We start from the raw sequence: 23,896 nt of genomic DNA, 5'->3' as shown, positions 1-23,896 counted from the left end.
TATACAGTGGGATACATGGAGGGCAAGAGGCGCACGATCCCGTAGCGTCACCGACGCCCACCACCATGACCATGGAGCCGCTATGACACGCCATAACTCATCCGACCCAGCACCTATAGCCATCGCCGTCATACCTGGCGACGGTATTGGTCCTGAACTCATCGACAGCGCCGTCACCGTCATGCAGAACGCAGCGACGCTGCTCAGCATCCCGTTCACCGTCGTTGAAGAGTTCGCCGGCGCCGGGACCTTCGAGAGCACAGGTGCCGCGCTGCTACCAGGCGCTCTGCCGCGACTCCGAACCGTCGACGGCGTACTCAAGGGGCCCGTCGGGCTGCCCCACGTGCGTAATCCCGATGGCACAGAGGCCGGCCTGCTCGGCGGTCTGTTGCGTATCGGGCTCGACACTTTTGCCAACATTCGACCGATTCGTCTGCTCAAGGGTGTTACGTCCGTAACGCGTTTCGAGCCCGGCTCAATCGACTACGTGATCGTGCGCGAGAATACCGAAGGCCTCTATCTGTCCCGTGGCGCTGGCGTGCGCAACCACCACGCCGCGGTCGACCAGCTGATGATTACCCGAATGGGCACAGAGCGCATCGTTCGCTTCGCTTTCGAAGCCGCGCTGCAGCGTGAGGGGGCCCCCAGCGACGGAGTGCGGCGTGTGACTTGTGTCGATAAGAGCAATGTGCTGCGCAGCTATGCTCTGTTTCGCGAGGTCTTCGACGAAATTGCCCAGGATTATCCCGACATCGTTGCGGACCACATGTACGCCGACGCGGCGGGCCACGCGCTGGTCATGCACCCGGACCGCTTCGACGTGCTCGTCATGGAGAACTTTCTCGGCGACATTCTCAGCGACGTCGGCGCCGCAACCGTCGGCGGTCTGGGCATGTGCCCGTCGGGAAATATCGGTGCGGATGCCGCGTACTTCGAACCTATTCACGGCAGCGCGCCGCTCCTCGCGGGAAAGAACCTGGCCAATCCCACCTCACAGATCCTGAGTGCCGCGATGCTGCTGCGCAATTGTGGCCGTGACGCTTGCGCCCAGTTGATCGAGAACGCGGTGGGCCGCGCCTTCGCAGAAGGCGCCGTATCCATCCTGCCGAGCGGCGAGCCTGCCGGCGGCACTCAAGCCGTTACTGCCGCCATCGTGCACCGCCTGGACGCCTAGCTCGCTGCCGGATCCCGAGGCTTCCCGCCGCGCCAGCGGCTGGCCCAGCGTATGAGTAGCGGCAGAGTCCAGAGGCTGACCAGAAGTCGCACGACGTGAATGCCGGCAACGAGTGCACTGTCGGCGCCGACACCGGATGCCGCGGACATCATCTCCCCAACGCCGCCGGGAATCAGGCCGAGTAAGGCCTCGGGCGCATCCAGAAACCCGAGGAGGCCAAGGATCGTAGCGAAGCTCAGACCTGCGCCCACCAGGGTGAGCACCACCACGAGCACCGGCGCCAGCATGTGACGCACCTGCTTCGCGAAGCCCGGCAGGACGGTGGATCCGACTGCCGTGCCCACGAGCACCTGCGCCACGAAACTCAATTCGACAGGAACATCGGTGGAGCTCTGCAGAACTATGTTCACGACCGATGACCCCACGAGGGCGCCGGTGATCGGCCACATCGGCAGGCGCAGCAGATAGCCGGCGATCGCTCCGAGCCCACCGCTGGCCAGCAGAGCGATGAGTTCAAGCATCCCGACGCTCACCACGTGCGCAGGACCAGAAGCACGAGTGGTAAGACCAGAAGCACCACGAGCAGCACCCGGAACAGGTGGAATGCGAGCACGACATGCATCACCGCCCCCTTGAGCTGCGCGGTCACGGCCAACTCGCTAAGGCCGCCAGGGGCTGCGGCCATGACGGCGGTCACGGGGTCGACCCCGTGCCGCAGGAAAAGGTATCTAGCGAGGGTGAGCGTGAGACCGAGCAGCATGATGACGGCTGCGATAATCGGCAGAATGGATCCCGCCAGCAGCGCGAGAGTCTGCGCGTCCAGTCGTGCCCCGGCCACCACGCCCAGCAGCACCTGGCCGACGATGCGAACCAGGGCCGGCAGCCGCCAGCTACTACCCTCGGACACAGGGCCGGCAAGGGCGGGTGATATGGGCCTGAGCTCAGCCGCGGGGGGATGCGTCGGTGGCCTTTTGTGAGACCGCCAGACGTCGGTCATCTTGTTGACCGACATGCTGCCGAGCACGGCACCGATCAATGCCCCCGCCGGCACGTGCATGACGGTGAGCATGGTCGCGCCCCCGAAGCCGCTCGCCAGCAGGAGGAAGGCGCCCATGAACACGGGCGGGCGGTTCGGTGACCCACCCGTCGTTCGAGAGCGCCGCATCATGACTGCGCGAAACCGCGGCCGCCTGCCTCAGTCACCGAGCCCGCCGAACTGCGCGCCCGAGGGCTGCACGTGCGCATCGAGCAACTGACGGCACGGAAGCCTTCCGGCAAGATATGCCTCAAGCTGCCCAGCTGCTGTGTCGGCGAATTCCGCAAAAACCTCTTCGACGGTCCATCCGATGTGCGGCGTGAGGATCACGTTCGGCAATGACCGCAGCGGCGACGATGCCGGAAGGGGTTCTTCCGTGAACACGTCCAGGCCGGCAGCTGCGATCGGGCCCGACTGCAGGACTCTCGCCAGCGCATCCTCGTCGATGATCGCCCCGCGCGCCGTGTTGATGAGCACTGACCCCGGCTTCATACTGCGCAACCTGGCTTCGGTGAGAAGCCCACGCGAATCGTCACTGAGCTGAAGGTGCACGGTCACGATGTCGCTTACGGCGAGCAGCGCGTCGAGCGACAGTCGCTCCGGCCACGCATCGCCCACAGCGCCCATCGAGGGACGACCCCTGTCCCACACCACCACGTGCATGCCGTAGGCCTCAGCGATTCGCGCCACGTTGCTACCGTGCCGCCCCAGCCCGAGGATGCCGAGGGTGCGACCGCTGAGGTTGCGCCCCAGAAAGGGCCGCCATTCCCTGGCCATTACCGCGAGATGAGCTGCGGGAATCATGCGCATCGCGGACACGGCCAGGGCGAACGTCAGCTCCGGAACCGCGGCCCGGGCGGCCATTCCGCCACGCCCCAGCGCAACCGGCAGGCCGCGGCGTGCGGCACAGTCCCCATCCACGTGGTAGGCGTGGCCGCCTGATTGGAGCAGCAGCTCCAGGGCGGGCAACGTCGCCAAGGTTGCGGCATCGAAGCGCGTGCGCTCCCGCACAGCCATGAGCATGTTCACTCGCTCACGGTCGGCGGAGCTCAACTGGTCGAGCGACCCGGTGAGTACGCGCACGTCCGCGAACGCCCGCATCCGCTCGACGCCCGACGATCGGGCAAGCAGACCCTCCCAATCGTCGAGCACGACCACCAAGGGGAGTGCCTGGTTCACGATCGGATTCACCGGAGCGCCCTTCCTATCTGTCTCGCCGCGGTGGCCTTACAGCGTCACGTCGTACTGCGCGGCGAGCATGTCGAGCGTGTACTTGCGCACGGCCGGCGGGATGCTGAATGCCTCGGCGAGCGCGTCAGCGGCCACGTCCCCGGGCAGCAACGGGTAGCCGCCGAGAATATCCTCACTCGAGGCGATGAAGTCGGCATCCGTGGCGATGGCACTAGCGGCAGTCCGGTAGGCGTCTACGATTGCATCTGGCGTTCCTTCGTTTGCCCAGATTCCCTTCTGGTACACATAACCCGGAACCAGGAACGCCTTGTACGCGGCATACGAGTCACCGGAGGGCTGCTCGCCCTTCACGGCTTCGTAGGCTTCCTCCAAAGTCGGCAGGTCGGGCAGCGCCGGGTCACGCACGATCTTCCCATCTTCGAGCACGCCGAAGGAGAACAGCGGCACGACAGTGCCGGCATCCACGGCGGGCTGAACCTGGCTGAGGAATGCGGACGTCGTCTGGTAGTCCAGCGTGGTCTCTCCACGCTCAAGCGCGAGCCGGGCAGGTCCTCGCCCCTCGAACCCGAACGTTGCATCGATATCGATGCCGAGCACATCGAAGGCCTGCAGCATCGTGAGGTCGAGGCCGGTGGCACTGATGCCGCCATAAGCCAGGGTCTCGTCGTAGTTCACGAGATCCTCAACACCGGTGATGCCCGTAGCCGCCGAAACGTAGACGACACCGCCGGTGCCGTTCAGCATGAGCGGTTGCATTTTGGCAAAGTCGAACTGGACCTCTGAGCGCCCGAGCAGTGCCTGGATGTACGTCGTTCCCGAGGTAACCAAGACGGTTGTCCCGTCGCTACCGCCGCTGTTCACGAAATGATTAGACCCGGTGATGGATTCGCCGCCGGGAACATTTTGGACGAGTACGGTCGGTTCGCCGTCCATATTGGTCGAGAGGTACGGCGCTATGAAACGGGCCCAGGTGTCCGTTCCTCCGCCGGGCGAGTAGGGAACCGACAGCGTGATGGCGTCCGGTAGTCCGACGTCCGCGCTGGCTACACTTTGAGTTGGTGTGGCGCAGGCGGCGAGTGCCATGATCGAGACCGATCCAATGGCGGCGAGGGTAGCGCGCTTAGCGCGTGAACGGACAGTAGTTCTAGTGGTCATGGCGTCATTGCCTTCGTGTGAATGGTGCTGTTGGTTGGTTGGGTGGTTTGGTTTGGTTTGGGTGGTTTAGGTGAGGGCCGTTTTTTCGTCAGACCGCAAGATGCTGGTCGGGTACGAGAACGTGCCCTTCCATGAGCCGGCGCGACGTGCGGAAGCCGGAGACGCTCTTCACCAGCCAGCCGGAGACATCCACATCTATGTCGGCGAGCATCGGCAGCAGACCGGCGGGATGGCCAATCATGAAGGCGTCGTCGGCGTCGGTCGCTACATCGTGCACCAGCGTACCGGGAATGTTGGCGGCGACAGTCGTGGCGATGGCCCCTGAGAGCGGATAAGAATTATGCATCCGGCCCATCGACATCATGGCCGCGCGCAGGTTCGTCGACGGTCCGGCTATGTCGTCACCGTTCGAGGCGCGATAGTCGCGGGGAGCCCCGACGAGTGCGAGCTTCGGCACGGAGGGGCTGTGGCTGGTGGCACCGTCGATATCGTCGGCGATGCCGGCCAGCACCGAGGCGTGCGCGCGAATCGCTTCCAAGCGGCGCAGCAGAGTCTCATCCGCGTCCACACCGGCCGGCAATTCGAGGCCGCGCAGGCCCAAGTCTTCCCACCGCACGAAGACGAGCGGATTCGCCGCGTCGACGATCGATATGGGAATTGTTCCGAGGCCGGGCACGGTGAGATCGTCGACCACGTTGCCGGTCGGCAGCAGCTTGCCGGTGACGGCCCCGGACGGGTTCAGGAAATCCAGTTGGATGCTCGACCCGGTGCCGGGTACTCCCGGCAGAATCGTGCCGCCGACAGGGTCGAATTTTCCGCCACGGGTGGGGACATGGGCCACGATCACTTTGTTCGTGTTCAAGTTGAGGAAGGTCACAAGGGTGATGGGGTCGGTCGCTGCAACCAGACCCTCGTCAACGGCGAACGGTCCAACAGCGGAGGAGATGTTTCCGCAGTTGCCGCGCCTGTCGACGAGAGGCAGATCGATGCCGACCTGGCCGAATTCATACGTGACATCAACGCCGTACGGCGCTCCGTCGCCAATGATCGCTATCTTGCTCGTGGTCGAGACCGCGCCGCCGAGGCCGTCGACCTGGCGACGGAAGGGATCGGGGCTGCCCATTGAGGCGAGAATGAATTCATCCCGCAGCTCCGGGTTTTCGGGAAGATCCCGTTCGTGATAGAAGATCCCTTTACTGGTTCCGCCGCGCATCACGACTGCTGGGATTCGCATACTGACTCAATTCACATTTGGTAATCGGCTCTGATTCGGCAACTCGTCAAGTTTGTGTCAGACGAAAAACTTAAGCAATACCGCACTACTTCAGTCCTAGTGAAGTTATGCTTCACTCATGTCGAAAATTTCTACTGAACGCATCCTGCTGCTCGGTGATGTCGCGCGGTGTGGCACCATGACCCTTGCCGCGGAATCACTGGGCTATTCCGTTTCGGCGATCTCGCAGCAACTCCGCAAGCTTGAGCGAGAGGCTGGTCAATCGCTCATTGAACGCCATAGTCGGGGGATCGTTCTGACGGACGCCGGGCAGAAGGTTGTCGAGCATGCCGAGCAGATACGAGGCCGCCTGAAGTCGCTTGAGTACTCCCTTGACGACATCGCCGGCGTGCGGGCCGGCTCTCTGCGTATGGGCACCTTTCCCACGGCAGGTTCATCGCTATTACCCCTGGCCATCAGTCGTTTCCGGGTCGCGCATCCGAAAATTGTGTTGTCCGTCAATAGCGTGCGCTTGGATGCCCTGCTGCGCATGGTGAATAACCGCGAGGTTTCCATGACCCTGTTGTGGGACTACCCGTGGTCAGTGCTCGACAACGACGACATGCACTTTCTGCACCTCATGGACGACCCCACCGACCTCATTGTGTCGGTGACGCACCCGCTCGCCGGACGAGACAGCATCCGCATGACGGAGCTCCTCGACGAACTCTGGGTGGTGCGGGACGATGATCACCCCATGATTGAGGTGCTGCGACGGGCAGCGAACAGCGGGGGATTTCAACCACACGTGGCCTACGTGGCCAACGACTATCAGGAGGCGCAAGCCATGGTCGCTGTGGGAGTCGGAATCGCCCTCGTCCCGAGGCTGGCCCTCACCGTGTTGCGTGACGACGTCCGGGTAATTCCGGTGTCGGGCACGGCGACCCGGCGGCGCATCCTCCTGGGGCGCATGAGGAACAGCATCGCGAGCCCCGCGGAAGTCTCCATGACCGCCATGCTCGTCGACGCTGCCCGACTTCTGAAATGAATCAGATCCCGAAGTACAGGTACCCGATCGGCATCACGATCTGGGCGAATTCCTGCAGGGCGAGCATGAACCCGAGCACGACGATCGGGTAGATGATGATGGTGCGCAGGCGAGCCTTGGCCACGAGCCAGAGGAAGACAGGAACATACACGGCGGTGCCGATGATCATGCCGAAGACGTAGACGCAGACGACGTAGCCGAGAATCCACAGCAACGACGACACCACCGTGCGCACGAGTGCGTGCCAGGCGACCAGGTCGGGCTCGATGCGCGCGCGCTTGGCGGCGCGGTATTTCCTAACGTCAACGAAGAGGGCCACGAGGCTGATCGCGATACCGAAACCGGTCGCAAGGCGTGGGAACAGACCGCCGGCGTCGGAGAAGGACTGGGCGAGAACAAAGCCCCCGATGAACAGGGCCAGGAAGCTCGCTGTCATGACGATGCCCCATGATTTCGGGGCGATGTCGTCCGATACGCTACTTTCACCGAGCACCGGTTCCTGAACGCCGCGGTGGCGCAGCCGCCTGACGAGTGCCAGGACCAGCGGAAGAACCAGGATGCCCATCATCACAAGCACGGCCGGGCGCGTGATCCAATCACCGAGTTCATAGAGGTTGGACGTCAGGAAATAGTACCGTTCGAGGGGAACCGCAAGCACGAAACCAATCAGGAACGGAGCGCGGGGCACGTTGAAGGTCTTCATGAGCCAGCCGAGAATGCCCAGGATGATCATCACCGAGAATACCTGCAGCTCGAGCGGATCCTGAAAGCCGCTCATGAAGAGAACAGGGATGATCGCCGCAGCGAGAAGGGGAAAGCGGATGAAGCTGAGCTTTGCCAGCGGTTTGGCGAGGACGAAGCAGAACGCGGCACCGAGCACGCTGGCGATGGCGAAGCTCCACACGATGACGTAGACGGTGTCGAGGTGATCGGTGAGGATTCTGGGGCCGGGCTCGATGCCGAAGATGAGCAAAGCGCCGAGGAGCAGCGCGAACGGCGCTGCACCCGGGATGCCGAACAACAGAGTCGGAATGAGCGCGCCGGCTTCGACGGAGTTGCCCGCGGCCGACGGAGCGATCACGCCGCGGGGGTCGCCGCGGCCGAATGACTTCTTGCTGTCACCGCGGGCCGTGGCCTGAGCCTGCCCGTAGGCCATCCAGGAGCCGGCGGTGGCGCCAACGCCGGGCAGGATGCCCATGAGAACACCGACGGCGGAGCCGCGGATGACGTGGGTCCAGTTCCGCAGCACGTCTTTAGCACCTTCGATCCAGCCAGAGCCGAGGCCGGCAACGCTCTGGGCGATCGCCTGCTTGCGGGCGACGAGCGCGATGATCTCGGCTACGCCGAAGATTCCGAGGGCGACGGCCACGAGGCCCAAGCCTTCATTGAGGTAAAGGGAGCCGAAGGTGTACCGGTATTCGGGGGACGTGGGTGCGCCGCCGATTTGGGCGAGAAAGATGCCAAAGACGCCAGCCATGAGGCCTTTGATGATGTTGCCTTTGCTGAGCAGGGCGGTGAGCGATACGCCGAGGACGGTCAGCATGAAAATTTCGGGCGACCCGAGCATAAGCACGAGCGGCCGGGCCACGGGTATGGCAAAGGTCAGGGCGACGACGCCTATGAGGCCGCCGATCATTGACGCTAGGAAGGACGCGGACAGTGCGCGGGCGCCTTGCCCCTTCTTGGCCATTTCATGGCCATCGAGGAGCAGGACGGATGCCGAAGCGGAGCCCGGGATGCCGATCAGGATGCTCGTGACGGCGTCAGAGGTATGCACCACGGCGACGGCGCCGATAATCATTGCCATGGCCTGGGCTGGCTCGAGAATGAAGACGAAAGGCAGCAGGACGGCGACGGCGCCGGTGCCGCCGAGCCCCGGTATGACCCCTATTACGAGACCGGCGATGACGCCGATTAACAGGAAGATCAGCATGCTCGGGTCCAAAAAGGTGCCCAGGGCAGCGAATGCGGCATCCCACATGGGTGGCCTTCTTTCAGCTTGGGGTGACTGGCGTTACGACGACGATGGTTGTGCGGCTCCGCCGTGGGCGCGTGCGCTCCAGCGGGTCGCGTCGGCAGTCAGGATGGGAAATTCAGTTGTGCCAGTGCCGATCCCGGGTGGCGGGAAAGGCTGCCGAGACAACCTCCGGAAAAGCAGCCATTCCGAAATGGGTCTTCACCATAACGGTGTGGGTTTCATAAGTCCCGCTGAAGGGGCTCCCTGCGTGATCTTCAGCTGATTGGCGACTTGCATAACGCTAGCCGCGTTCGGCGGCGTCCACCACGTTAAGCGTTGCCGAGTTTCTGAAATGCGAGTGAAGTACGGCTTCAAGTGCACGTCGCCCCGGCCCTGCCCGTTAGCAGGCGCGCTGCGCGCTTCGTGGACTTGCCCAGCTGCTGGCTTCGCGGCTCGCCGCGGCGTCGGCCGCGGAAGCCGGGTAGCAGCGACATCCGCTGGGTCTCGCCCGGGCCGCCGGTCGGGGACGGTCGCTGGGATTCGCGCTGAGCAGGAGGCGTATTCGCTGCCGGCAGGCGATTGACCGGGCTAGGCGGAAGCGCTCGGCCCGCGGGCCAGGAGTCTCTTCACGGCCGCCGCCAGTGCAGGCACTTCGCTGGACGCCGTGGCGCGCACGATCGAATGCGCGGTATCGAAATTCCGGTGGGTGAGCTGGGCGCGCATACGTGCGATGTCGGCCCAAGGGATGCTGGACTCACCCGCAAAAACCGACGGGTCGACGTCTTCGACCGCTTCCCCGATCTCAATCAACCTAACTCGGTTTGCGTCGAAAGCGATGTCTCCGCGACATCGATGCGCGATGTACGAGGTAATCGCCTCGCACGCCGCCTCGATGTCCAGAAGCCGGTCGGAGTCGGAACGGCTCAGCCCCGCTTGGACCTCCCGTCCAAGCAGGAGCGGCCCGTCACGCTCCTCACCCAGCGGGAGCACATTCAGCCGATCCGCCGCATCCACGACGGCGACGGCATGGAGCTGACAGACCGGGTGCTCGCGCTGCCCGTCCCGATCTACGCCCTGCCCCTCGTGCGCATCCAGCAGCTCACCGTCGCCGACATCGTCACCGGCGACGACGGGCGACTGCTCATCCGGCTCGGCGACCCGCCCACGCCCGTCCCGGCCCCGTTCGACCAGATCATCCGCCAGCACGTCGCAGAGCGGAGGAAGGAGATGAGGGCCGCGAACATGACGATCCCCTGGCTGTTCCCCGGCCGCGCCTCGGGACAGCCGATGCACACGACTTCGCTGCGGATGCGCCTCCATAACCTCGGCATCCCGAACCTGGCCAACCGGAGCCGAGGGATCCGCGAGATACTCTGTCAGGCACCCGCGATCATCATCGCGGGCATGCTCAGCTACAGCTCCGCCGGCGCGGAGAAGATCGCCGCCGAATACAGCGCCCCCTGGCAGCACTACGCCAGCCCCGCCGCCCGCCCCGGCTCACCGAATAGGGAACTCGTCACTCCAGTTCACGTCAGAGCACCAGTTGCGCACCTTCGTGACGAAAGCGGAGGTGCGCGCGATGACGGTGTCGATGCGGGTCATGAGTGCCGGCGACGGGTACAAGTACCTGCTGCGAACGGTCGCCGCGGGTGACGGTATCCGCTCGCTGTCGACGCCGCTGACTCGCTACTACAGTGCGCACGGCACGCCTCCAGGCCGGTGGATGGGCGGTGGCCTTCCGGGTCTCGGCAGGGGAGTCGTTGTCGTCGGCGACGTGGTTACGGAGGATCAGTTGCAGCTGCTCATCGGATCGGGCCGTGACCCCGTCACGGGCGAGGCCCTCGGGCGGGGCTACCCGGTCTATCGGACCGTCGCCGACCGAGACGCCGTTGCTGGACGTGAGGACGATGTCGAGCCGGACCCCAGCGGGGGAGCATCCGCTGCCGCGCCATCCGCTGAGGCGGAGCCCGCCGGAAGACGGCGTCGCGCCGTTGCCGGGTATGACTTCACGTTCTCGATTCCGAAGTCAGCGAGCGTGCTCTGGGGCATTGCCGACGCACCCACGCAGGTGCGCATCGCGGAGGCCCACCACGCGGCGGTTGCGGAGGTGGTCGCGTTCGTGGAGCGCGAGGTCGCGGCGACCCGCACCGGCGCGACGGCGCAGGGCGGTGCCGTTGCGCAGGTCGATGTGACCGGCCTGATCGCGACCGCGTTTGACCACTTCGACAGTCGAGCCGGCGACCCCCATTTGCACACGCACGTCGTGATCAGCAACAAGGTGCAGACCGTGCTCGACGGCAAGTGGCGCTCGCTCGATGGCCGGCCGATGCACGAGGCCGTGGTGGCGCTCTCCGAACTGCACGAAACCCTGTTCGCCGACGCACTCACCCGATCGCTCGGCGTGCAGTGGGAGAAGCGGGAGCGGGGGCGCGATCGCCATCCCGCGTGGGCGATCAGCGTTGTTCCCGAAGCGCTCGTCGCGGAATTTTCGTCGCGGTCCCGGCACATCGATGTGGAGACCGACCGGTTGATCGAGGCGTACGTGGCGAGCCACGGTCGGCGTCCGAATCCGGTGACCATCATGAAGCTGCGCGCCCAGGCCACGCTCTCCACTCGGCCGGCAAAGCACGTGCACTCGCTGGCTGAGCTCACGGCGGCATGGCGAAAAAGCGCCCACCTCGTGCTCGGGCGCGACGTGTCGGTGTTGGTGAGCGCGGCATCCGCTCACCCATCGGCGCCGGTGCTGCGCGCAGAGGACGTGCCGCGCGAGGTGATCGTTGCGTTGGCGTTGAGCGTGATGACGGCCGTCAGTCAGAAGCGAGCAATCTGGCGGCACTGGAACCTCACGGCCGAGGCCGCACGCCAAACCATGAAGTACCGCTTCGCATCCGCGTCGGATCGAGAGGCTGTCGTCGGGCTCATAACGGATGCCGCCGAGCGCGCATCCTTACGCATCACGCCACCCGAGCTCGCCGTGAGCCCCACCGCCTTTCAACGTGATGACGGCACGTCAGTCTTCCGCCCGAAGCACTCCGTCGTGTTCACCTCGACCGAGTTGATCGCCGCGGAGTCGCGGCTGCTCGAGCGCGCCGCCAATCAGACCGGGCCGCGAGTCGCGGCGACTACGCTGCGTTCGGCCGCGCGCACGAAACTGCCAGGCGGGGGAGTGCTCGCCGACGACCAGCTCGCGGCACTTGCATCGATCGTCGACTCGGGCCGCATCGTTGATGTTCTGGTGGGGCCGGCCGGCGCCGGAAAGACAACAGCGATGAGCGTGCTTCGGCACGCCTGGGAGGAAGCGCACGGTGCGGGCTCCGTCGTCGGACTCGCACCCTCGGCGGCCGCCGCGACCGTACTGGCGACGGACCTCGGAATCACAACCGAGAACCTGGCGAAATGGTGGCAGACCCATCTCGACCACGGAACCACGTTTCGGGCCGGACAGCTCGTGATCATCGATGAGGCCTCGTTGGCCGGCACTCTGCCCCTGGATCGGATCACTGCGTTGGCCGCGAATGCCGGCGCGAAAGTTCTGCTGGTGGGCGACCACGCCCAGCTTCAAGCCATCGATGCCGGCGGCGCGTTTTCGATGCTGGTGCATGATCGAGTCGATGCCCCCGAACTCATTGACGTACACCGCTTCGTGCACGAGTGGGAGAAGACGGCATCCCTCGGATTGCGCCAAGGCAACCCCGACGTAATCGACCTGTACGGCGCGCACGACCGCCTGCGCGACGGCACCACCGATGCGATGGCCGATGCCGCCTACGAGGCCTGGCGCGCAGATATTCAAGCGGGCAAGGAGACCGTGTTGATCAGCGACTCGAACGAGGCGGTCGCATCGCTGAACGTGCGTGCGCGCACGGAACTGATCCTGGAGGGTCAGGTCGATGCGCTGCGCGAAGTCGCCCTGCACGACGGAACTCGCGCCGCCGTCGGCGACACGGTCATCACCCGCCGGAACGATCGCCGCCTCTACGCCTCCCGAACCTGGGTGCACAACGGCGACCGGTGGGCCGTTATCGACGTGCACCGGAACGGCTCGGTCGAGGTGCGACGGCACGGTCGACGGTGGGGGAGCACGGTGTTGCTGCCCGCTTCGTACGTCGCTCAGCACGTCGAGCTGGGCTACGCGGTCACCTCGCACCGGGCGCAGGGAATCACGACCGACACCGCGCACGTTGTCGTCGCGCCGAGCATGCCGCGAGAGAACCTCTACGTCGCGATGACGCGGGGTCGTGAGGCGAACACCGCCTACGTCGCTGTCGACCGGCCCGATGTGGCCCACGTCGGGCCGCGCCCCGGTGACGATGGAGACGTGACGGCGCGCAGCATCCTCTTCGGCATTCTGCAGCACGTCGGCGCCGAGCTATCCGCACACGAGACGATCGCGGCGGAGCATGACGCATGGGGATCTGTGGCGCAACTCGCGGCGGAGTACGAGACCCTTGCGGCGGCCGCGCAGCACGACCGGTGGGTGGCGGTGGTGCGCGCGTGCGGCCTCTCGCCCGGCCAGGCCGACGCGGCTATCAACTCGGATGCCTTCGGTCCGTTCACCGCCGAACTGCGGCGGGCTGAGGCTCACCACTTCGACATTCCTGGTGTGCTTTCACACGTGGTGGCGGCTCGCGGGTTCGAGGATGCGCAGGACATCGCGGCCGTGCTGCGGTCCAGGGTGGCCTCGGTTGTTTCTCGGGACGGGGGAGCGGGTCGCTCGCGCAGCGCTCCGCGTCTCGTCGCCGGGCTCATCCCGAGGGCGCTCGGGACGATGGATGCCGAGATGCGCCGCGCTCTCGTCGAGCGCAGCGAGCTGATCGAATCGCGGGCGAGCGCCGTGCTCGACGAAGCCGTGCTGGCGGGGGAGCCCTGGACTCGAGCACTCGGGGTTGCCCCGCGAGGGTCGGCATCCGCTGTGTGGCGACGGCACGCGTGCACCGTCGCGGCCTACCGGGACCGATACTCCATCGTCGGCGCACGATCGCTCGGGGTGGCACCGGAATTTACGGCACAGAAGCTCGATGCTACACGCGCGCGAGCCGCCCTCGAAGCGGCGCAGCGGCTCGCGGAGGGACGCCACACCTACGATGCACCCCGACCTACCGCCAGGACGGGGCTTCCGCCCGCGGGCATCCGGTTCTGACGTGTTATTACGCAACCTCATAAATACCCGGTCGGTGGCAGCGTTCGCTCGCGGACAGATGCCGTGAGCCGGAACTTCGGTTAGGTCGCGACGACGTCTGGCCTGGTCCGCTTGAGAAGACCCGATATTCCGTAAATGATCCCGACGATGATCAGACCAAGGATGAGGCCGAAGACAGCCGACATCGTTGTGTCGGTAACCCAGACGAGGACAGGTCCGGCAGATTCGACCACCTGAGTCACGGCGTGCAGCACGTCGTAGGGGGCGTTCCAGAACGTCTCGGCCAGGTTCAGGATCACCAGGTGGCCGCCCACCCACAACATGGCGACCGTGCCGATGATGCCGATCACTCGGAAGACGGTGGGCATCGAACGCACGATATGTGCGCCGGTGCGTCGGACCCGTCGTTCTGAGTTCTTCATCAGCGACAGCCCGATGTCATCAATCTTGACCAGCAGGGCGACGGCGCCGTAGACGAGTACCGTCATGCCGAGGCCGATGACCACTAACGCGCCGAGCGTGTTCCAGAGGCCAAAATCGGGGTCGAGACTTGCCAGCGCGATCAGCATGATCTCTGTGCTGAGGATGAGGTCGGTGCGAATAGCGCCGAAGATGAGCTTGCCCTCATCCCGCGATTCAGTCTCGTCCGTGCCGTGATGCGCGCCGAACCATTCGGTGACTTTTTCCGCGCCTTCGAAGCACAGGTAGGTGCCGCCGAGGATGAGCAACCACGGCAACACCCACGGTGCGAACGCGGATAGGAGTAGTGCGAGCGGGATGATGATGACGAACTTGTTGAACAGACTGCCCAGGGCGATCCGCCAGACGACGTGGAGCTCGCGCGCCGGCGATAGCCCCTGGACATACTGCGGGGTGACGGCCGCGTCGTCGATGACGACGCCTGCGGTTTTAGCACTCGCCTTGAGGGCGGCGGTGAGTATGTCATCGACTACGGCGAGCAAACCGACCGACATCTGGTTCTCCTCGGATGGGGCGTCGTCCTCGTGAACGGCAACGGCAGTGGTGTCAACCGTACCGCGGGGCAGCTGACCGCGAGCCGTGGCAACAGGGCAGGCGGGAGCATCCGCTCGAGAGGGGCGGAGGTCTCTGTGGGGTTCCGTCCGCGGGCATCCGGTTCTAAACTGTTATCAGGCGACCTCTATACGCGCCATCGCTTGTCGCGATGGTATGACTCCCGTTCAACGGCGGTCCTTTCAGGTTCTTGTTGCTGAACTTCTGGAAGGCTGCATCATGTTCGGACTCATCTTGGGTGCCACCGTCCGCATTCACTACGCGCTGCGCGGGTTGATGCCGACCAACATCCTGCTCGACGCGATCTACACTCGCCGCGGTCTCAAGTGGGGCGTGCCGGCGATGCTTCTCGCGGTCCCGTACGCACTCGCCGCCGTGTTCTGCAGCGGGCAGGCCGAAGCCGGTGGCTCCGGATGGTTCCACTTGCTCGCACTGATCTTCGCGTGGAACGCCCTGAAGTTCCTCGTCGCCGGACCCGTGACTTTGGCGCGGCTGCTGTGGATGCTTGGTCGCGAGACCAACGTGCGGCGCCAGGCGTCGCGGGCGATTCTCAGAGACGGCAATGGCCCGGAACGCCTTGCGGAGCCGGAGCTTGCCTCGCGGCGCGGCTGAGTCGCCACCGTTGCGTGCACAGCCGGAAACTCGGTGAGGTTCGCGGCCAGTCACCGTCGGCGTACCTACTGTTCGCGGCAAGATGGGCTCACACACGTCCGCCGGTAGGAGGCTTCACCATGACAATCCCGCAAGAACAGTTCGACGACCTGCTCAGTCGCGCCGCGCTCGCCGCGCTCTTCTACTATCCGGAGATCGCGGTCGACGACGACGAGTACAGCCTCCAGAATGACATCGCGTACTGCCTGGAGCCCGTCTCTGCGATCGGCGACGAGGATGCCGAACGGCTCCGCACCGTCATCGGGCGCGTGATCACGAATCCGACGGCGCATCGCTCCGAACTCCTCGCGCTCGTCATCGAGCTGGCGCGACCACCCGCGTAGCAGCGATCATGAACGGCCTCCCCGATGAGAATGCCGCGGCGCACCAGGCGCTGGGGAATCCGCCGTCTCTCCACGACGATGATGCCAAGTACAAGGCGAGTCGAGGGAGTCACCCTGATCGCAACCCGGACACCCGCCACCGGTGGGTGGCGGCGAACCGCGACCGGGTTCGCGAGATGAATCGGCGCTGGCGTGCGGAGCACCTCGAGCGATCACGGCAGCTCAATCGCGACTCGATGCGCCGCGTCGCGGACCGCAAGCGGCACGAGGAAGACGTGCGGGCGCAGGGGAGGGAGCGTGCCAAACGCTGGCGGGAAGCGCACCCCGATCGCAGGCGCGAGTACCAGCGAGAGTGGGTGGAGGCGAACCGCGAGAAGATCAGGGAGTACTACAACCGCTACTACGAAGCCCATCGCGACGAGGTGAGCGCCCGGGCGGCGGCCAGACGCGACCAGAATCCCGAGCGTACCAAGCAGGCCAGCAAACAGTGGGCAGAGCGCAACAAGGAGCGCCGTGCCGAGTCGCAGCGCAACCGGCGCAGCGACCCGGAGACCTACCAGTCGGAACTGGAGGCCAACGCCGCCGCGAGACGCCTCAAGCGCACGCTCACCAGGGCCGGTCTCCCGCCGAAGCTCCTCCACCCCGCTACGGCCGCAGAACGCCGTGCACACGAGCGCGAAGCCGACACCTATTTCAAAGATCCAGCTCTGCCCGAGCATCTGCGGCAGTTCACCGTGTTCGCCGAGTCCCTGACGGAGCACATGCTCAAGAGCGGCGCCCGCATGCGTGAGTTCGCCGAGGCCTACGTGGCGACCAGAGCACACATGGGGCTCCCGCCGGTTCCGGTGGAGAACATCGTCTACGCCCGAGCCGCCGAGATCGTCACAGAACGGATGCGCCGATTCGATCTGCTGACCAGCCACGACGTCGCTGCGGCAGTGCGGGGCACACAAGCCGAGGTCCGACGCGAGGAGCGCCGGCGGCAGTTCGATCAGCTTGTGAAAACTGTCGTGATGCAAGTGAACCGCAATAGTGCGCGTTATGCCGTCGACGCGGAGATGGAGAACCAGGCACGGGCGCACAGAGGGAAACCCCGTGCATCCGTCGAGTCACTCGTCGTGCAGCTCGCGATCCAGGAGGCCATGGAGGGCATGCCAACAAACACGCTGGTGGTCGAGGATGTTCGAAATGCTGCCCGCGTCGCGAAGCTGCGAATTGGGGTGCATTTTCGCGGTCGCCCGGACAACGCGGGGGAGCCTACGCACCGCCGGTCGATCGGATAGCTGACCGGCGGTTTGTCGCGTCTCGCATGGTGGAAGACTGTGTCCCACGCACCCTGACACTCATCTGAACTACCTCGCTCAACCGCGTGTCACTAACCTTGTGGCTCCGGCCTTGCCCCCGTTGAATGGACACCTCACTTATGACAGTCCCGAAATCACCCACAACACCAACGTAAGGAATGTGATTTCATGTTGGGGTCAACCTGTCTATCGGCCATCGCCACGCTGGTGGAGCGACCCGCTTCACGATGTTGGTCCATTTGCCCGGCGACCATAGCGCCATCACCGTGCGCGATGGCCTGTTAGTTTCCATCAAAACTCTGCCCGAGCGTCTGGCTGAGACGTCGACTGGGATCAAGCTGGCCGTCTCGACGAACGCGACGCTCATTGGAAGCCCATGGCGTCGGAGCGTCTGGAATTGCCGCCGCAGCACTCCGGCCTGAGCGACACGATTCGGGTCCGTGACCGTCAACGCTCGGGCCCATTCCCGATCGTGTGTGGTGACATTCACGCCATTGTGGGTGACGCTCACCGTGTCGAGGCTCGCCGTCACATCCACGAGTCGGCCAATCATCGCCGGAGCGACGGAGTAGTCGTTGGAGGGCACCCTCACGTAGTAGTCCCGCGGTAGCCGCACTGTGTTTCGAAAGAGCACGTCCGGAGCCACCGGCGATAGCGGGCGCATGGCCGCGCGGTCCTGCTCGATCAGATCGACCGGTCGCGCCCGCCGTGAGCGGGAATGATGCGCGTTGGCCAGCGGCAGCCACTGTTCCATCTGCTCGTTGAAGTCCTGCGGTGACACGAAATGCCGCCCCGGCATGAAGGACGGGCGGAAGAACCGGTTGCGGCGCTCGACCATGCCTTTCGACTCCGGGTCACGGGCCTTGAGCAGTTTGATCTCCGTGCCCAGCGTCTCGGCGAAGGCGGCGGTGCGCTCAGTCAGTTGGCCCTTGCCGATGCCGGTCTCGTTGTCCCAAATCAAACGCGGCGGGACGGCGCCGGCGGCCTGAAGCAGCGACCACATTCCGCCGAGCAGATCCGGTGTTGACCGGGACGGCAACATGATCGCTTGGAAGAATCCTGAGAACGTCGACGTCATCATCAATACCGGCGGCATGCCCTCCTGCCCGTGACCCAAAGGCCGGGGCTCGCGCGGGAACCACAGATCACACTGCACTTGCTTGCCCGGTTCATGCACCACGCGATCCGCCGGGTCCGGCGGCACATACTCCGGCCGGATTCCGGCGACCTTGTCCCGGAACACCGACGCTGACCCCGACCACCCAACACGCTCCGCCAACGTGGACGCCGCCATCCTCGGCGTCGCGGCCAACAACACCCGAACCTGCGCCGCATACGCGTCAAGGCTCGAACCAGTGGCCGCCCGCTGGTACTTCGGCAGCCGATCCGTTTCTAACGCCCGCTCGACCGTTCCTCGCGAGACGCCGACAAGTCGTGCGATCTTCCATTTCGAGTGCTGGCCCGTTGAAAAACAGCTGGCGTATCTTCGCCCAATCATCCAAATTGATCACCCTCCATATTGGTTGGTGGCCCTGTTTTGAGCGGCGATACTGGCCCTCTTTTCAGTCGGCGTTAACACGCAAAGAAGCACCCGCGTCGTGCTTGCCGTGCAGTCCGGTTCCATTGAACTCAGATAGCGGTCCTCATCCCTGTCGCCAAGCGTCGATCTCTTGATCGATACTTCGCGTCCACCGTCAGGATTATCTTGCTGACAGAGACGCCTCCGGCAGCCAGGTGCGCGTGGGACGAGCTGGGAACCCGCTCAAGTGCACTTCGATAGGCTCAAGAAACAGCCCCCAATTTGATCGAGTGTTCCGACGTTGGGTAGAAACTGCCCACTTTTGATTGGCCATTGACACTGCTTCAGGGGTGTCGGGTTAGCAATCCCACTCTAAAGAACCGGCGGGCGAGTGCTCAGACACAGCTTCTGTGGCTCCCTCAGCGAATCGCGATTCCTAGCCAGCGTTCAGCGCGGCTCGCTGGGCACTACGATCGTTGTCAACAGTGGCTTCCCTCTGTGACATGTGCCCGAGCTGTTCCTTGCGCCACTTGTAGTCGAAGTTGAACCCTTCAGGGAAGTTCACTTCAGGATCTTGCAGACGATCGAGGCCTTCACTCAGGTCGAATCCGAGCGACGATCCGAATCTGATGTGACGATTGTGCGGATGTTTGGTCGGCCGCCAGTCCACGCCAACGATCTCCAAGGTGGAGATATGCCCCGATCCGGGGCGCCAATAACGCGAGATCATGGTGGCGACATTTGAGGCAGTTGTTGGAACATCGTCCTGCCCTAGCCCTCCGTAGATGACGACCCGAGCACCAAGGGGAGCGATCTCGTCGAGCTTCTGGAGGAACCAGATCAGGTGTTCGGCGCGGGCGCGCTGCCCAGATCTTGCGTCACGCCTCGCCAATTCGTGGAATACGTACCGATCAAGAATAGTCACTCGTTTTGACCGACTCCCGAGAGTTGCGAAGAGGTCAGACCAGATCTCTTCTCTCGAAGTGCCTCGAGCGTACATTTCACGGTCGGCGAGAGCCCGGAGGCGGCCCATGACGTCGGTCTCAGAGGCTGATTCCGCGGTTGCCAACGCAGTATCACGATCGAGCGTTTCGGTGCCTTGGGTGTTGCCAGGGCAGAGCCGCGCGAAGGCATCGCTTCCTAGAACGGCGAGGAGCGGCAATGTGCTTCGCAACGCTGACACGCCGTCGACGGCCACGATCTCATCGATGCTTGAGCCGAGGCCCGGATCTGCGATGCGAACCCGATCTTCCCGCTTCAGGCGCTCAAGCATCTCCCGCCACCGTTTCTTTTCGTCAGGGGAGAGCTGAACGTCAGCGAGCACTTCGCGTAGGAGTTCGAAGTCATCACGGCAGGCAAAGACGAGTGAACCGTGCGCCTGAACGGATTCCAACAGGGCTCGTGCGAGAGCCTTAGACCGAAAGCCTTGCTTCGCGGCGGAAATATCTAGGAAGGCAAACGGAGACAGGCCGAGCTCCAAGATCACGCGAAATCGCCAAACAATTCTTCGAAGCGCTCGACGAAGAATCCGTGCGGCCAATCATCTAGGAACTCTCCGTCGGCATCGATTCGGAGGTTACGGATGATGGCGGACCCTTCCGGGTCCTGATCTACGTATAGGATGCACACGGTGTCGGCGTCGATCACTCCTTCACGGATTCGTCGCTGGACGCGCAGGATGAGGTTTTCACTGTGGGTCTCGGCAATGACTTGGTTGGCGCGACCCGACTCATCCACTGATTCAATTAGCAGATCGCCCAGGTCGGCTTGCATTGCTGGGTGCAGGTGGATCTCGGGCTGCTCTATCACAATGACGGAATCCGTACGCGCTGAGAGCTCGACGACGATAGGCAGCACCTGCGAGACTCCGAAGCCCACATCGGCCGTGCTGAGCTGCACACCTGACCTGCTATCAGTCAAGATTATCGCCGCAAAGTCGCCGAAGACGTGTGTTCTCTCGCTATTGCCGAGCCTGATTGCATCGAGAGCGTATGGCATCCCGAGATGTCTGAGATGGTCTGATACCAGTTCGCGTTCCGAAGTGTTGTCGAGGAGGAAATATGGGATATCGATTCCGCTTTTCGCAGACGCCCGGCGGCTGAATCTCTTCGGGGGTTCCCGCAGCGGTCCAAGGTAGACGAGGCCTTCTAGCAGTTTGCGGGCTTCATCGGATACCCCTTCGACTAGCGCGCTGGCAGTTCGCAAGGCGCCTTCGGCTAGACCCTTTCGATTTGTGCCCGACGTCAGATGTGAGATTTCGGTCAGGATGTCGGAGGTGACGCGACCTGGGAACAGCCGGTCGGCAGCAAAGGGGATGAGTTCGATTTGGCACTTGTCTAGGACTCTCTCGACAGTCTGGCCTTGCCGGCCCGACGAGGGGCGCCTCGGCGGGAATGTCGAGTCGGTTGTGTAGGCGTGAGTGATCAATCGCCTGATGTCCGGGACTTCGAGTGTGTAGAGTTCGCCTTCCTCGGCCGTCGTTCGCATGAATTCGAAGGATATGTCACCAAAGGCCGTCCGAGCCATTTTCGGGATGCCTTCGCCGGTCGATTGCGACATCCCGAAGTGGATATCAATGGAACGGAGACCGCTGGGGTTGGGGACCGAAGCGGCGGAATCGAGTGTTGGAGACGAAGCGAATGACACGCCGATGTGAATATCCTTGTCCACTTCGTGGCGGTTGACGAGGCTCGAGTAGCTGCCTACATCTACCAACGGTCCGGCGGTTTCGAGGTGAGGTGACGTAACGCTTTGCTTTAGTAGGAGAAGCGACTGCAGCAGCGACGACTTGCCAGCCGAGTTCTTGCCGAAAATGAGAGTCAGGGGCTTGAGAGGGATTTCGATGAGATCGTCGATGCTCTTAACATTCTTGATGCGCAACTCGGTCAGGAGTCTGCCGGGCGCTGCCGGACGCGGCTCGAGGATCTCGGGTGCCGGGGGAAGGTGCCGCGAAGGGTTGGCATCTCCGCTCTCGATCAACGTGTGGGTGTCGACCAACTTCGCCCGCCACGGTTCCACATTGGACAGCATGCTTCGCTCTCTCCATCCCCCGCAGATCTCCCTAACCGAATGCCAGACGTCCGACGAGGTAGCTCCCGAGGGGGTCGTGGATACCGCGCAGTTGACGAACAGGACGTGTCCGTTTTTGCGTGGATCATCGCTTCCGCGCAGGACCCACAGACATGTCCCGATCATCGATCCCAGCGCCGAACCGCCAGGTAAAGCGATGATTGCCTCGACACGACCCGAACGAAGAAGGTCGTTTCGGATTTGTTTCTCAGTCCCCGATCGAAAAGTGCTACCAACTGGGAGGAGCACGGTCGCTTTTCCGTCATGCCGCAGGGCGCTGGCGGCAGCGGTGAGCCAGACCATGTCTGTTGTTGGGGTCTTGGGGCCCAGTCTGCATTCACGAGACGAACTCCGAAGGGGGGTTCAAGGACGATGGCGTCCCATTCAGGATTCGGGCGCTCACGAAGCCAGTCGTGGCTCTCGATTGAGATGTTTTTGATTCCCGCCAGCTCCAAGCGCATCCGGGCCAGTTGTGTAGTACTTTGCGAAATATCGACGCCATGCACGACGCTGCGTGGTGAGATCTGCGACGCGGTCAGCAGACTCCCTCCCATTCCGCAGGCGGGGTCCAGTAACCGGGGGCCGTCACCCACGAGCGCTGCCATGAGATCAGCAATGTTGGCCGCGGTCGCTCGACCGACGCCGGCTCGCCCTAGTTTTTCATTTCGGATTCGCAGTAACGCCTCGAACAGGTCGTGGTGGCGCTCTCGGCTGGCACTTTCTGGAAGATACGTGTGAAAAGAATCTGCAAGGTCATTCGCTGAACTCTTGGAAATTGTTCGGAGATCTTTGGAGGATCGAACATCGTCATCAACTTGCAAGAAGGGAACGGTATCTGCGATGTGATTTGGGCCGAACCTCCAGCGTGAATACGTGAACAGGCAGGCTGCCTCGATGGCTGCTTCCAACGGTTCACCGCGAATCACGTTGAGGAGCGATAGAGCGAGGGTTGAGTACTCATTGTCTGACTGCTTTTCCGGGATCACGTCCGCAGTCTATTGACCAACGTGGGCGCCGGACGCCATATCCGGAAGCTGAGTCGGCCAGTTGGCTACTAGTGGCGGCAGATAAAGTCAGTTCAAGCTGCCTCGTTATGAATCACTCACGGACGAGTGATGAGACCTAGGAAGATAACCCGTGCCCCCATTACCTTGCTCGTATCCTCGGATTGTGAATATCTGAGGGTGTTGGCCCGTCGGGTCCGGCATGATTGTTGCCCCCAGCCGTTCATGATCCGGGGGTGTTGTCACCGGACTCGGTTGGTGTCGGGTGATCGCTGATAGGGGCTCGACTGGGCCCAAAGCCGAGGTCGTTCGTAACGTGGATGCCGAGACTTGACGCCGTAGACCAGGCCACTAAAACGAGTGGACGGGAGCAGTCATGATCGAAAGCTACGACAGCGTCGACGTATTCGTCGGTGTCGACGTCGGCAAAGGCGAACACCACGCCGTCGCCTTGAACACGGCCGGCAACGTCCTCTTCGACAAGGAGCTGCCGAACGGCGAAGCCAAGATGCGGGCGGTGCTGCAGAAGCTGAAACAGTCCGGCACCGTGCTCGTCGTCGTCGATCAGCCGGCAACGATCGGCGCCCTACCGATCATCGTCGCCCAGGCGGAGAACGTCCTCGTCGGCTACCTCCCCGGCCTGGCAATGCGCCGCATCGCTGACCTGCACGCTGGAGAGGCGAAGACCAATGCCCGCGACGCGGCCATCATCGCGAAAGCCGCCAGGATGCTGCCGCGCGCATTGCGGTCGATTCAGCTCGCGGACGAATCTGTTGCAGAGTTGTCGATGCTCTGTGGTTTCGACGATCATTCGGGCGATATTTTAGAATTTTGGCCATGCTCAATCTCGAAAAGGCGCCAGGCTGTGGTGGCCGTTCGTGCGGAGATTTGATGCGCGCACGTTTATTCAACGTTTATTGCCTCGAAATAGGCCGAAATCAGCCCAGATGTTCCGAGAGAACGGAGGTGGCAAGACCAAAGAACTCCTCGTCAGGTCGAAATTACTCGAGGTTTTGACGCATCCTCCGCCAGCTCAAAAAAGAATCCGGCGCAAACCGT

Annotated in this window: 18 protein-coding genes and 3 pseudogenes; 8 read left to right on the top strand and 13 right to left on the bottom strand. The window is 63.5% G+C overall.

Features of this window, described 5'->3' with window-relative positions; genetic code table 11:
- Positions 1 to 82: 82 nt before the first annotated feature.
- Positions 83 to 1,174, top strand: a complete 1,092-nt coding sequence (locus AC1MB9_RS07500) for an isocitrate/isopropylmalate dehydrogenase family protein (RefSeq protein ID WP_479964389.1) — start codon at positions 83 to 85, stop codon at positions 1,172 to 1,174.
- Here the strand turns inward: AC1MB9_RS07500 and AC1MB9_RS07495 are convergent.
- The 5 genes from AC1MB9_RS07495 to AC1MB9_RS07475 form a co-directional block, all read right to left on the bottom strand.
- Positions 1,171 to 1,695 (bottom strand): AbrB family transcriptional regulator, encoded by a 525-nt coding sequence (locus AC1MB9_RS07495; protein ID WP_479964388.1) that lies wholly within the window; start codon positions 1,693 to 1,695, stop codon positions 1,171 to 1,173. The genes AC1MB9_RS07500 and AC1MB9_RS07495 overlap by 4 nt on opposite strands.
- A gap of 8 nt (positions 1,696 to 1,703) precedes the next feature.
- Complete coding sequence (locus AC1MB9_RS07490; RefSeq protein ID WP_479964387.1) at positions 1,704 to 2,288, bottom strand: AbrB family transcriptional regulator; 585 nt, start codon at positions 2,286 to 2,288, stop codon at positions 1,704 to 1,706.
- 81 nt (positions 2,289 to 2,369) lie between these two features.
- Entirely contained in the window at positions 2,370 to 3,401 is a 1,032-nt protein-coding gene (locus tag AC1MB9_RS07485) for an NAD(P)-dependent oxidoreductase (RefSeq protein WP_479964386.1), read from the bottom strand.
- 36 nt (positions 3,402 to 3,437) lie between these two features.
- A complete protein-coding gene (locus AC1MB9_RS07480) occupies positions 3,438 to 4,556 on the bottom strand; it encodes a Bug family tripartite tricarboxylate transporter substrate binding protein (protein ID WP_479964385.1) in 1,119 nt (372 codons plus the stop codon).
- 88 nt (positions 4,557 to 4,644) lie between these two features.
- Positions 4,645 to 5,790: a PrpF domain-containing protein gene (locus AC1MB9_RS07475; RefSeq protein WP_479964384.1), complete on the bottom strand. Its 1,146-nt coding sequence runs from the start codon at positions 5,788 to 5,790 to the stop codon at positions 4,645 to 4,647.
- 118 nt (positions 5,791 to 5,908) lie between these two features.
- Here AC1MB9_RS07475 and AC1MB9_RS07470 point away from each other — a divergent pair, with 118 nt between their 5' ends.
- The gene (locus AC1MB9_RS07470; protein ID WP_479964383.1) at positions 5,909 to 6,817 is read left to right on the top strand and encodes a LysR family transcriptional regulator; all 909 of its coding nucleotides are present in this window, start codon (positions 5,909 to 5,911) and stop codon (positions 6,815 to 6,817) included.
- A 1-nt stretch (position 6,818) separates the two neighbouring features.
- Here the strand turns inward: AC1MB9_RS07470 and AC1MB9_RS07465 are convergent, their stop codons facing one another.
- Positions 6,819 to 8,798: a tripartite tricarboxylate transporter permease gene (locus tag AC1MB9_RS07465; RefSeq protein ID WP_479964382.1), complete on the bottom strand. Its 1,980-nt coding sequence runs from the start codon at positions 8,796 to 8,798 to the stop codon at positions 6,819 to 6,821.
- 564 nt (positions 8,799 to 9,362) lie between these two features.
- The gene (locus tag AC1MB9_RS07460; protein WP_479964598.1) at positions 9,363 to 9,611 is read right to left on the bottom strand and encodes a HepT-like ribonuclease domain-containing protein; all 249 of its coding nucleotides are present in this window, start codon (positions 9,609 to 9,611) and stop codon (positions 9,363 to 9,365) included.
- Between the two features lie 15 nt (positions 9,612 to 9,626).
- On the opposite strand from AC1MB9_RS07460, the gene AC1MB9_RS07455 reads away from it, so the two are divergent.
- Complete coding sequence (locus AC1MB9_RS07455) at positions 9,627 to 10,427, top strand: hypothetical protein (RefSeq protein WP_479964682.1); 801 nt, start codon at positions 9,627 to 9,629, stop codon at positions 10,425 to 10,427.
- Positions 10,354 to 13,914, top strand: coding sequence for a MobF family relaxase (gene mobF / locus AC1MB9_RS07450; protein WP_479964381.1), 3,561 nt, complete (start codon positions 10,354 to 10,356; stop codon positions 13,912 to 13,914). Before AC1MB9_RS07455 ends, mobF begins: the two co-directional genes overlap by 74 nt.
- Before the next feature lie 80 nt (positions 13,915 to 13,994).
- Here the strand turns inward: mobF and AC1MB9_RS07445 are convergent, their stop codons facing one another.
- Complete coding sequence (locus AC1MB9_RS07445; protein WP_479964380.1) at positions 13,995 to 14,888, bottom strand: DUF808 domain-containing protein; 894 nt, start codon at positions 14,886 to 14,888, stop codon at positions 13,995 to 13,997.
- 277 nt (positions 14,889 to 15,165) lie between these two features.
- Here AC1MB9_RS07445 and AC1MB9_RS07440 point away from each other — a divergent pair, with 277 nt between their 5' ends.
- The 3 genes from AC1MB9_RS07440 to AC1MB9_RS07430 all read left to right on the top strand — a co-directional run bounded on the left by AC1MB9_RS07440 (position 15,166) and on the right by AC1MB9_RS07430 (position 17,224).
- Positions 15,166 to 15,558 carry a sulfate permease gene (locus tag AC1MB9_RS07440; RefSeq protein ID WP_479964379.1) on the top strand — a complete coding sequence of 131 codons (393 nt, stop codon included), beginning with the start codon at positions 15,166 to 15,168 and terminating at the stop codon, positions 15,556 to 15,558.
- Positions 15,559 to 15,677: 119 nt separating this feature from the next.
- Positions 15,678 to 15,941 carry a hypothetical protein gene (locus tag AC1MB9_RS07435; RefSeq protein ID WP_479964378.1) on the top strand — a complete coding sequence of 88 codons (264 nt, stop codon included), beginning with the start codon at positions 15,678 to 15,680 and terminating at the stop codon, positions 15,939 to 15,941.
- A gap of 8 nt (positions 15,942 to 15,949) precedes the next feature.
- Positions 15,950 to 17,224 (top strand): hypothetical protein, encoded by a 1,275-nt coding sequence (locus AC1MB9_RS07430; protein WP_479964377.1) that lies wholly within the window; start codon positions 15,950 to 15,952, stop codon positions 17,222 to 17,224.
- A 187-nt stretch (positions 17,225 to 17,411) separates the two neighbouring features.
- Here AC1MB9_RS07430 and istA read toward each other — a convergent pair whose 3' ends face one another.
- The 5 genes and pseudogenes from istA to AC1MB9_RS07405 form a co-directional block, all read right to left on the bottom strand.
- A complete protein-coding gene (gene istA / locus AC1MB9_RS07425; protein ID WP_479964376.1) occupies positions 17,412 to 18,743 on the bottom strand; it encodes an IS21 family transposase in 1,332 nt (443 codons plus the stop codon).
- Positions 18,744 to 19,200: 457 nt separating this feature from the next.
- Entirely contained in the window at positions 19,201 to 20,250 is a 1,050-nt protein-coding gene (locus AC1MB9_RS07420; protein WP_479964375.1) for a hypothetical protein, read from the bottom strand.
- The gene (locus AC1MB9_RS07415; RefSeq protein ID WP_479964597.1) at positions 20,247 to 21,794 is read right to left on the bottom strand and encodes an AAA family ATPase; all 1,548 of its coding nucleotides are present in this window, start codon (positions 21,792 to 21,794) and stop codon (positions 20,247 to 20,249) included. The genes AC1MB9_RS07420 and AC1MB9_RS07415 overlap by 4 nt, the downstream gene beginning before the upstream one ends.
- A gap of 144 nt (positions 21,795 to 21,938) precedes the next feature.
- Positions 21,939 to 22,136: pseudogene (locus AC1MB9_RS07410) on the bottom strand (N-6 DNA methylase); the annotation flags it as partial.
- Positions 22,137 to 22,183: 47 nt separating this feature from the next.
- Positions 22,184 to 22,759 (bottom strand): annotated as a pseudogene (locus AC1MB9_RS07405) (N-6 DNA methylase); the annotation flags it as partial.
- Between the two features lie 454 nt (positions 22,760 to 23,213).
- Between AC1MB9_RS07405 and AC1MB9_RS07400 the strand changes: the two are divergent.
- Positions 23,214 to 23,645: pseudogene (locus tag AC1MB9_RS07400) on the top strand (IS110 family transposase); the annotation flags it as partial.
- Positions 23,646 to 23,896: the final 251 nt, after the last annotated feature.

Source organism: Cryobacterium sp. AP27 (genome assembly GCF_056680495.1).
Note: the sequence above shows the minus strand (reverse complement) of the source record. Positions and strands in the feature narration are given on the sequence as shown.